Origin of the sequence: Kitasatospora sp. NPDC056783 (assembly GCF_042789895.1) — a bacterium.
Taxonomy (GTDB): domain Bacteria; phylum Actinomycetota; class Actinomycetes; order Streptomycetales; family Streptomycetaceae; genus Kitasatospora.
The window spans coordinates 1-9,742 of the sequence record NZ_JBHUAF010000334.1 but is presented as its reverse complement, the minus strand read 5'-3'; the positions used below and the strand labels follow the sequence as shown (position 1 = coordinate 9,742).

Below are 9,742 nucleotides of genomic sequence, written 5' to 3'. Positions count from 1 at the left end.
GGCTAGGAGTGGGCAGCGAGACGCGTGAGCCGCCACGGTTCCACCAGGCCGAGGCCGCGGACCGGTCGGCGCCACATCGGTTGCAGGACGAACCTGGCGGAGGTGGGGAACGGGCCGTCGCGGTGGACCTCGGGCCCAGCCGGGAGCGGCTCGCCCCCTTCCGCCTGTTCGAGGGACGTGGCGAACTCCCCATCCACCAGGACGACGCCCTTCGGTGCGATGTCGGCCAGAGAAGCCGCGACCTCGGTGGTGAGGCCGATCAGGTCCCCCTGGCGCCCGACCACCTCGCCGATCGCCAGTCCGATCTGGACCCGGATCGGCTCGCCGTCGATTTCCAGTGCGTCGACGAGCCTCAGAGCGATGTCGGCGGCACCGGTCGCGCTGTCCGAAGCGATGAGGATCTGGCCTCGCCCGGCCCGGATGAGCGCGCCGCCGAGTTCCGCCGCGACCGAACCGCAGATGCTCTTGATGGTCGCGACGAATTCGGCGGCATCCGCCAGCTCCATCCTCCGCATCAGGCGCGTGAATTCCTGGACCTCCGCGACGCAGACCGCCCTGGTGCCGCTCTCCACGTCGTCGGAGGGCGCCGCCTGTCGACTTCGCTCGACGGCGACCATCTCCCCCTCCAGCCTGTCGCACCTGTCCTCGAGTTCGACAGCTCGTTGCTTCGCGCGGGAGAGCTCCTCCCGTAGTGCCGCGACTTCCTGTCGCAGCCGCTCACATTCGTCCTGGAAGGCTTCGCGCTCGACGCGCAGGGCCGCGGTCGACGACTCGTCGGCGATCCGTTGGATCGCCGTCCGCCCTTCCAGCCGGCGCAACTGCAATTCGAGGTCCAGGAGGAGGCGTTGCCGGTCCTGCAACATCTCGGTGAGCGCCTGGATCTGGATGGCGGCATGGCGGGCCTGCTCGTCGGCACTCGCCAACTGGTCCTGCAGCACGTGCGTCAGGCCGGCGGGGCTGCTCCGTGCCGACAAGGCCTGCCGGTGCTGCCGGCGCGGCAGCTCCAGGGCTTCCGGTTGCAGGACCTGACCTCGATGGCTCGCCACGTCCCTCGCGAGGTCGAGGACGAACTCCCAGGGTGGAGTCCTGGACCCGTTCGGGAAACGCGAGACCGAGCCGGGATCCCTGGATCGGCGGGCGGAGTACCTGCGCACGGACACCCCGAGCGAGGCGAAGAGCGTGCGCAGGTTCTCCGTGATGGCTCTGACGTCGCTCGGAAGGTCATCGCTGAGCGGTTGCAGCATCGACTGGCGGTCAGCCTGCGTCATCGGCCCCTCCCCCATCCGGTGTTGCCACCCGGAACGGCAACGTGTGCCGGCTCTGGTGGCCGGCCTCACCGAGTGGACGCGCGTCCTGCCGGCGAACTCCGGGAGGTGAGGTGGGGAGGTCAGGCCCGGCGGGTGAGGGACCTGCGGGCGAGGTAGGCGGCGGCGCCGAGGGTGAGGACGGTGGCGCCCCAGAGGACGGAGGCGGCGGGGAGGGCGAAGGCGAGGGTGAGGCAGCCGGCGATGCCGAGGAGGGGGACGACGCGCGGGGGGCGGCCCTCGGCGGGGGTGAGGGTCCAGGCGGCGGCGTTGGCGATGGCGTAGTAGGCGAGGACGCCGAAGGAGGAGAAGCCGATCGCGCCGCGGACGTCGGCGAAGGCGGCGGCGAGGGCGACCACCGCACCGACGGCCAGTTCGGCGCGGTGCGGGACGCCGAAGCGGGGGTGGACGGCGGACAGCGGATGGGGCAGGTGGCGGTCGCGGGCCATCGCCAGGGTGGTGCGGGAGACGCCGAGGATCAGGGCGAGCAGCGAGCCGAGGGCGGCGACCGCGGCTCCGGCCCGTACCACCGGGGCGAGTCCCGGCAGGCCGGCGGCCCGGACGGCGTCGGCCAGGGGCGCGGAGGTGTGGGCGAGGCGGTCGGGGCCGAGGACGGCCAGGACCGCGAGGGCGACGGCCGCGTAGACGGCCAGGGTGATGCCCAGGGCGAGCGGGATGGCGCGGGGGATGGTGCGCTTCGGGTCGCGGACCTCCTCGCCGAGGGTGGCGATCCGGGCGTACCCGGCGAAGGCGAAGAACAGCAGGCCGGCGGCCTGGAGGATGCCGGGGAGGCCGGCGTCCATGCCGACGGCCCAGTGGCCGGTGTCGGCTTCGCCGCCGGCCAGGCAGGTGGTGACCACGGCGGCGAGCACCGCCAGGACGACGGCGACGATCACCCTGGTCAGCCAGGCGGCCTTCTGCACGCCGGCGTAGTTGACGGCGGTCAGCGCCACCACGGCGGCGACGGCGACGGCGTGGGCCTGCTCGGGCCAGACGTAGGAGCCGACGGTGAGTGCCATGGCGGCGCAGGAGGCGGTCTTGCCGACGACGAAGCCCCAGCCGGCCAGGTACCCCCAGAAGTCGCCGAGCCGCTCACGGCCGTAGACGTAGGTGCCGCCCGACTGCGGGTAGCGGGCGGCCAGCCGGGCCGAGGAGGTCGCGTTGCAGTACGCCACCACGCCCGCCAGTGCCAGGCCGATCAGCAGGCCGGACCCGGCGGCCCCGGCGGCGGGCGCGAGGGCGGCGAAGACGCCGGCGCCGATCATCGAGCCCAGCCCGATCACCACGGCGTCGAACACCCCCAGGTGCCGCCGCAGCTCCCCCGGCCCGACCGCTGTCGGCGACGAACTCATGCCCTGTACCTCTCCCGATCCGGCTGTGGTGTCGGCGCACCCTACCGGAGGGAGCCGAACGGCAGGTGGGGTCGGGAACCGGGGAACCGCGGTGGTCAGCCGGTGAGCCGCCGCTCCAGGGCGCCCAGGTCCTTCGCCAGCGCGTCGCGCACCTGGCGGGACATCAGTGGGCCGATCAGCCGGGGGCCGCCGCGGACGCGCACACGGGCGAAGGTGCCGGCCCGGGTGGGTTGGAAGGTGTAGGTGACCCGCATGGGCATCGGCCCGGCGACGGAGACCAGGTCGAGCACCGTCGGCGGGTCGTGGCGCGCCACGCGCAGCACGTGGGCGAAGGACAGGCCCAGGAAGCGCGCGGTCCGGGTGACCTCGGCGCCAGTCCCGAAGCCGCCGGTGTCGGCTTCCCGGGTGAGGGTGGCCGTGCGGATGCCCTGGGTCCACTCGGAGTCGTGGCGCCAGTCCATCGCGTAGGCGGCGACCATGGCGGGCGGGAGGGGGATCAGGCGTTCCACTGTCACGTCGAGGGGCATGATCACACTCTCCCGCCGGGCGGGCCACCGCGCTTCCCGGACTCGTCCGCGCGGAGACCGGGAAGGAGGCCTACAGCCCCAGGATCCGCTGGGCCTCGGCCCGCATCTCGACCTTGCGGATCTTCCCGGTGACCGTCATCGGGAACTCCTCGACCACGTGCACGTAGCGCGGGATCTTGAAGTGGGCCAGCCGGCCGGCGCAGTACTCGCGGACGGCCTCGGCGGTGAGCGGGTCGGCGCCCTCCCGCATCCGGATCCAGGCCATCAGTTCCTCGCCGTACTTGGTGTCGGGGACGCCGATGACCTGGACGTCGAGGATGTCCGGGTGGGTGTGGAGGAACTCCTCGATCTCGCGCGGGTAGAGGTTCTCGCCGCCGCGGATCACCATGTCCTTGATCCGCCCGGTGATGGCGAGGTAGCCGGCCTCGTCCATCACGGCGAGGTCCCCGGTGTGCATCCAGCGGGCGGCGTCGACGGCCTCGGCGGTGCGCTCGGGCTCGCCCCAGTAGCCGAGCATGACGGAGTAGCCGCGGGTGCACAGTTCGCCGGGTTCGCCGCGGGGGACGGTACGGCCGGTGGCCGGATCGACCACCTTGACCTCCAGGTGCGGGCCGACCCGGCCGACCGTGGCGACCCGCCGCTCGACCGGGTCGTCGACCCGGGTCTGGGTGGAGACCGGCGAGGTCTCGGTCATGCCGTAGCAGATGGACACCTGGGTCATGCCCATCCGCCCGATGACCTCCTTCATCACCTCGCTCGGGCAGGGCGAGCCGGCCATGATGCCGGTGCGCAGGCTGCCGAGGTCGTAGTCGTCGAAGGCCGGGTCGGCCAGTTCGGCGATGAACATGGTGGGCACCCCGTAGAGCGAGGTGCAGCGTTCGGCGGCGACGGCGGCCAGGGTGGCGCCGGGTTCGAAGGAGGGGGCCGGAATGACGACGCAGGCGCCGTGCGAGGTGGCCGCCAGATTTCCCATCACCATTCCGAAACAGTGGTAGAAGGGCACCGGGACGCAGATCCGGTCCTGCTCGCTGTAGTCGAGCAACTCGCCCACGAAGTAACCATTGTTGAGGATGTTGTGGTGCGAGAGCGTCGCACCCTTGGGAAAGCCCGTCGTCCCCGAGGTGTACTGGATGTTGATCGGGTCGTCGGGGGACAACTCGTCCTGGCGTGCGGCGAATTCCTCGACCAGGGTGGGCGCGGACCGCTTCCCGGCGGCGACCACCGCGTCCCAGGCGGGGCTCGCGATCAGCAGGACGTGCTCCAGTCCGGGGCAGCGCGGACGGACTTCCGCGATCATCCCGGCGTAGTCGGAGGTCTTGAAGCGCTCGGCGGCGACCAGTAGCCGGATGCCGGCCTGGTTCAGCACGTACTCCAACTCGTGGGCGCGGTAGGCCGGGTTGACGGTGACCAGGATCGCGCCGAGCTTGGCGGTGGCGTACTGGATGAGCGTCCACTCCGCGCAGTTGGGCGCCCAGATGCCGACCCGGTCGCCCTTGGCGATCCCGAGCTCCAGCAGCCCGAGCGCCAGGGCGTCGACGTCGGCGGCGAGTTCGGCGTAGGTCCAGCGTCGGGCGGTGGCCCGGTCGACCAGGGCGTCGCGCTCGGGGAAGGCGCGCACCGCGCGGTCGAGGTTCTCCCCGATGGTGTCTCCGAGCAGCGGGACGTCCGAGGTGCCGCAGGCGTAGCTGCGTGGGATCGGCGGGATCGACACGTTCTGGCTCCTGGGTGGCGCGGTACGGGGGACGGGGGGACGGGGGCCGGGCGGCCGCGCGCGGAAGGCCTCCGGCGCCGGCCGGGCGGCACCTCATGATCCATGCCGCCCCGGTCCGCCACCACCCCCGATCGGGGGTGCCCGGCACGGCCGCGGGCGCGGTCACGGCCGGACGCCGCCCGTTGTGCGGGTACGGCGGCTCACCGTCACCACCCGTCGTGCGGGCGCGCCGGGGGCGGACATCCGGCTCCCTTTCCCTGGTTCCGAAGTCACCAATCATTCTTTGCCAGGCTTTCCTCCAGGCCGATCCCGCCGGTGTCCCCGCGAACGAGATCGTCCCGTGATCTAGCGATGTTCGTGCGGCGAAAAACCGCCCTTGGGCGGCAAGTATGAATCGGGTTAGGTTCTCCTCAGTCCGGATCGGAAACGAATCGAGCCACCCGGGCGGCGGGCCGGGTGACCGACCGTCGCCGTGGGCGGGCGGTTCGTGAACCCCCCACCCGGCTGCGTGCGCGGCGGACCGGAATCGGCCCCGACCCGGCTTTCCCCACACCCGATGACGCGCACGCAACCCGTTCGTCTCCACCCACCGAAGGATTTCGCATGGCTGATTTCCCCGGCCGGCCAGAGGCTCCACGCCCCTCACCGGGCGTGGCCGCGCCGGCCCGTGCCGCGGCCACCCGATCGGCCGACGGCCTCACCGCGGCCCGGACCGCCGCGCGGCGACCCCGGCCCGGGCGCTCCACCGCCCGGCCCCGGGTCCCGGGCGGTCCGGCCCCCGGTCCGGAGAACCTGCTCGCCAGCGCCCGCACCAGGGCTCGGAGCGCCCACCCCGTCGCCCGGCGCGGCGGGGCCGGACCGCTCCACTCAACGATCAACAGCGCATGTCGCCATCGGGGGTCCACCGTGCCGCTCGTCAACAACCATCCGTCGGTCCTCGTCATCGAGGGGAACGTCCTGCTGCGCACCGGCCTCCAGGCCCTGCTGTCGGCCGAACGCGACCTCACCGTCCACGCCGCCGTCGGCGACGTGGACGCGGCACTCGCCGTCCTGGCCGGGCAGCCCGTGGACGTCGTGGTGTACGGGGCCGGCGAGTCGGTGGCCGCCACCGAGCGGGGCCTGGAGCGGTTGCTCGACCGGGGCGCCCGGGTGGTCATGCTGTGCCGGCAGGACCGGCCCGACGAGGTGGAGACCTACCTCGGCTCCGGGGTGAGCGCCTACCTGACCGAGGACGCGGCCGTGGACTGCCTGGTCCCGGTGGTCCGGGGCCTGACCTCGGACCGGGAGCGGGTGTACATCATGGCCTCGCGGGCCGGTCTCGGCTGGATGGCCGGACAGCGCGGCTGCCGGCTCTCCGGCCGCGAGCGGGAGGTCATGGGCCTGGTCGCGAACGGGCTGAGCAACTCGGCCATCGCGGGCCGGCTGTGCATCTCACCGGGCACCGTCAAGCGCCACCTCAGGAACGTCTTCGTCAAGCTCAACGCGGTTTCCCGGATCGACGCGGTGAACAAGGCCAGGGCGGCGTCCCTGCTGGTCCCGGCCGGACGGGCCTGAGCGCCTCGGGTCCGGCACGGCCGACGGCCCGGACCTCCGGGTGCCGCCCGTCCCGAGCGGACGGGCCCCGGGACGGACCGGTCCCGGCGCGCACCGGCGCCGGGCCGCACGGGCCTCAGGCCGACCGGGCCCGCAGGCCGTCCTCCACCGCCCGCGCGGCGAGCGCCTGGAACTCCCTCCGCGCGGGCGCGGTGCCGCTGAGCAGTTCGTTCTGCAGGTCCCTGAGCGGCTGGGAGGGGGAGATTCCGAGGTCCTCGTCGAGCCGGCGGTAGAGCGTCCGGTAGACGTGCAGGGCCTCGCTGCGGCGCCCGGCGGCGTCCAGGGCGATCATGAGCTGCTCGTGGTACCACTCGTTCCACGGGTGACGGAGTGCCAGGAGCCTGAGTTCGGGAACCAGTTCTCGATGTCTCCCGAGGTGCCGGTCGGCCAGGATGCGGCTCTCCAGCGCCCGCAGCCGCATCTCCTCCAGGACGGCGACGTGGCCGGCGAGCAGACTGCCCGCCGGAATGTCCGCCAGCGCGGCGCCCCGCCAGAGGTCCAGGGCCCGCCGCAGCCGGTCCGCGGCCTGCTCGGCCCGGCCGGCGGCGAGCAGCCGGTCCCCCTCCTGGTGCAGCCGCTCGAACTCCTGGGCGTCGAACTCCTCCTCGCCCAGCAGCAGCACGTAGCCGGGCGCCTTGGTGAGGATGACGTCGCGGCCCAGCGGACGGCAGAGCTTGCGCAGTTGGTAGATGTAGGTCTGCGCGGTGGTGATCACCGTCCGGGGCGGGTCACTGCCCCAGATCTCCTCGATGACGAGGTCGAGGTCGACGATCCGGTTCGCGTTCACGAGCAGGATCGCCAGGGTCCAGCGGACCTTCAGCGCGCTCGGGGTGCACGGAATTCCCTTGTCGAGGACTTCCAGCGGGCCCAGTATGTTGAACTTCACGGTGCCTCCGATGTCGCCCGGATTTCTCCTCGGCCCCAGGTATATCCGGGCCTCCGGCGGGCCCTCAAGGGGAACCCGCACAAGGTGGCACCCGGGCAATTCCCGGGGGGCACATCGCAATTCCGAAACGGCCCGACAAACTGTCCCGAGGGAAACACCCCCCGCCGATCGACCCCCGCCGATCGGCTGGTCGATCGTCAAGTTCTGTTAGACTCCGGCCGGTTGGCCCGACTGGGCCACGACAGGCGCCAGACTCACGAGGAGAAGGACGTGCCCCGAAAGATCCGTGTCGCTCCGGTAATCCGCACGAACACCGAAGAACTAGGGGACACACGTCTTGACAAGCGTGAACATCGGAATCCTGGCCCATGTCGACGCCGGTAAGACCAGCCTGACCGAGCGGCTGCTGCACACCGCCGGCGTCATCGACCGCGTCGGCAGCGTCGACCGCGGCGACACCCAGACCGACTCGCACGAACTCGAACGCCAGCGCGGCATCACCATCCGCTCCGCGGTGGTGTCCTTCACCGTCGGCGACGTCAAGGTCAACCTCATCGACACCCCCGGCCACCCGGACTTCATCTCCGAGGTGGAACGGGCCCTCGGCGTGCTCGACGGCGTGGTGCTCGTCATCTCCGCCGTGGAGGGCGTCCAGGCGCAGACCCGGCTGCTGATGCGCACGCTGGCGAAGCTGCGCATGCCGGTGATCCTCTTCGTCAACAAGATCGACCGGATGGGCGCGCGTCACCAGGACCTGCTGGACGAGATCCGCGCCGAACTCGCCCCCGACGTCGTACCGCTGACCCGGATCGAGGGGCTCGGCACGCCCGGCGCGCGGGCCTTCCCCCGGACGGTCGGACCGGACGACCCCGGCTTCGCCGCCGAACTGGCCGAGGCACTGGCCGAGCACGGCGACGACTTCCTGACCCGCTACCTGGAGGACGAGTCCTCCCTCACCCCGCGGGACTACGCCGAGGAGCTCGCCCGGCAGGCGCGGGAGGCCGAGCTCTACCCCGTGCTCTTCGGCTCGGCGGTGGCCGGCGCCGGCATCGACGCGCTGGTGGACGGGATCACCAGACTGTTTCCGGTCAATCACGGCGGCACCGAGGGCACGCTCCGGGGCACCGTGTTCAAGATCGAGCGCGGCTGGGCGGGCGAGAAGGTCGCCTTCGTCCGGCTGCGCGGCGGGTCGCTCGGGCCGCGCTCCAAGGTGTCCGTGTTCCGGCGCGACCAGCACGGCGCCGTCACCGAGCTGCCCGGCCGGACCACCGTGGTCGAGGTGTTCGACCGGGGCTCCGCGGTCGTCGAGGCCCACGCCGGGGCGGGCGACATCGCCAAGGTCTGGGGGCTCAAGGGCGTCCGGATCGGCGACCGGCTCGGCTCCCCCGACGGGCTGGACGGGGAGCACCTGTTCGCCCCGCCGAGCCTGGAGACCGTGATCCGCCCGGCCCGGCCCGGCGCGATGCCCGAACTGTACGACGCGCTCTTGCAGTTGGCCGACCAGGACCCGTTCATCAACGTCCGCAAGGACGACGAGGAGCAGGAGATCGCGGTCTCGCTCTACGGCGAGGTGCAGAAGGAGGTCATCGCGGCGACGCTGGCCGACGACTTCAAGCTGGACGTCTCCTTCGAGGGCACCCGGATCATCTGTGTCGAGCGCCCGATCGGCACCGGCGAGTCGGTGGAGGAGATCGACTACCGGAGCAAGACCTTCTTCTGGGCCACCGTCGGCCTGCGGGTCGAGCCCGGGGAACCGGGCTCGGGGGTCGTCTTCCGCCGCTCGGTGGAGCTGGGCTCGCTGCCGCACGCCTTCCACAAGGCGGTGGAGGAGGCCGTCCGGGCGACCCTGCACCAGGGGCTGAACGGCTGGGAGGTGCTGGACATCCTGGTCACCCTCACCCACACCGGGTTCGCCAGCCCGGTCAGCGCGGCGGGCGACTTCCGCAAGCTCACCCCGCTGGTGCTGATGAACGCCCTCAAGCAGGCGGGCACCCAGGTGTACGAGCCGGTCAACCGCTTCGAGCTGGAGGTCCCGGCCGAGAACGCCAGCACCGTCCTGCTGAACCTGGTGGAGTGCGGCGCCACCCCGGAGACCACCCGGGGGCAGGGCGGCAACTGCCTGGTCGAGGGGACCATCCCGGCCCGCACGGTCCAGGAGTTCGAGCAGCGGCTGCCGGGGCTGAGCCAGGGCGAGGGCCTCCTCGTCACCCGGTTCCACAGCTTCCAGCCGGTGGTCGGGCCGGCCCCGAGCAGGCGACGGACCGACCTCAACCCGGTGGACCGCTCGGAGTACATGCTCCGGGCTTTCGGCCGGATCTGACGGCGGGCCGGTGAACGGCCGGGGGCCCGTCCGCCACGTGGCGGACGGG

7 protein-coding genes are annotated in these 9,742 nt (G+C 72.3%); 2 read left to right on the top strand and 5 right to left on the bottom strand.

Features of this window, described 5'->3' with window-relative positions; all coding sequences use genetic code 11:
* Positions 1–2: 2 nt before the first annotated feature.
* From ACFRMQ_RS32205 to ACFRMQ_RS32190, 4 genes are all read right to left on the bottom strand, one after another.
* Positions 3–1,268, bottom strand: a complete 1,266-nt coding sequence (locus ACFRMQ_RS32205; RefSeq protein WP_380734267.1) for a hypothetical protein — start codon at positions 1,266–1,268, stop codon at positions 3–5.
* Between the two features lie 119 nt (positions 1,269–1,387).
* Positions 1,388–2,656, bottom strand: coding sequence for an APC family permease (locus ACFRMQ_RS32200; RefSeq protein ID WP_380734266.1), 1,269 nt, complete (start codon positions 2,654–2,656; stop codon positions 1,388–1,390).
* A gap of 95 nt (positions 2,657–2,751) precedes the next feature.
* A complete protein-coding gene (locus ACFRMQ_RS32195; RefSeq protein WP_380734265.1) occupies positions 2,752–3,183 on the bottom strand; it encodes an SRPBCC family protein in 432 nt (143 codons plus the stop codon).
* Positions 3,184–3,253: 70 nt separating this feature from the next.
* Positions 3,254–4,894: an AMP-binding protein gene (locus tag ACFRMQ_RS32190; RefSeq protein ID WP_380734264.1), complete on the bottom strand. Its 1,641-nt coding sequence runs from the start codon at positions 4,892–4,894 to the stop codon at positions 3,254–3,256.
* A gap of 906 nt (positions 4,895–5,800) precedes the next feature.
* On the opposite strand from ACFRMQ_RS32190, the gene ACFRMQ_RS32185 reads away from it, so the two are divergent.
* Positions 5,801–6,448, top strand: a complete 648-nt coding sequence (locus ACFRMQ_RS32185; RefSeq protein ID WP_380734263.1) for a LuxR C-terminal-related transcriptional regulator — start codon at positions 5,801–5,803, stop codon at positions 6,446–6,448.
* A 115-nt stretch (positions 6,449–6,563) separates the two neighbouring features.
* Here ACFRMQ_RS32185 and ACFRMQ_RS32180 read toward each other — a convergent pair whose 3' ends face one another.
* Positions 6,564–7,373, bottom strand: a complete 810-nt coding sequence (locus tag ACFRMQ_RS32180) for a BTAD domain-containing putative transcriptional regulator (protein ID WP_380734262.1) — start codon at positions 7,371–7,373, stop codon at positions 6,564–6,566.
* A gap of 346 nt (positions 7,374–7,719) precedes the next feature.
* Between ACFRMQ_RS32180 and ACFRMQ_RS32175 the strand changes: the two genes are divergently transcribed.
* Positions 7,720–9,693, top strand: coding sequence for a GTP-binding protein (locus ACFRMQ_RS32175; protein WP_380734261.1), 1,974 nt, complete (start codon positions 7,720–7,722; stop codon positions 9,691–9,693).
* Positions 9,694–9,742 lie beyond the last annotated feature (49 nt).

Bases quoted from the DNA above. Each gene is read 5' to 3' on its own strand.
- ACFRMQ_RS32205 (WP_380734267.1), bottom strand. From the start codon at position 1,268: ATGACGCAGGCTGACCGCCAGTCGATGCTGCAACCGCTCAGCGATGAC.
- ACFRMQ_RS32200 (WP_380734266.1), bottom strand. From the start codon at position 2,656: ATGAGTTCGTCGCCGACAGCGGTCGGGCCGGGGGAGCTGCGGCGGCAC.
- ACFRMQ_RS32195 (WP_380734265.1), bottom strand. From the start codon at position 3,183: ATGCCCCTCGACGTGACAGTGGAACGCCTGATCCCCCTCCCGCCCGCC.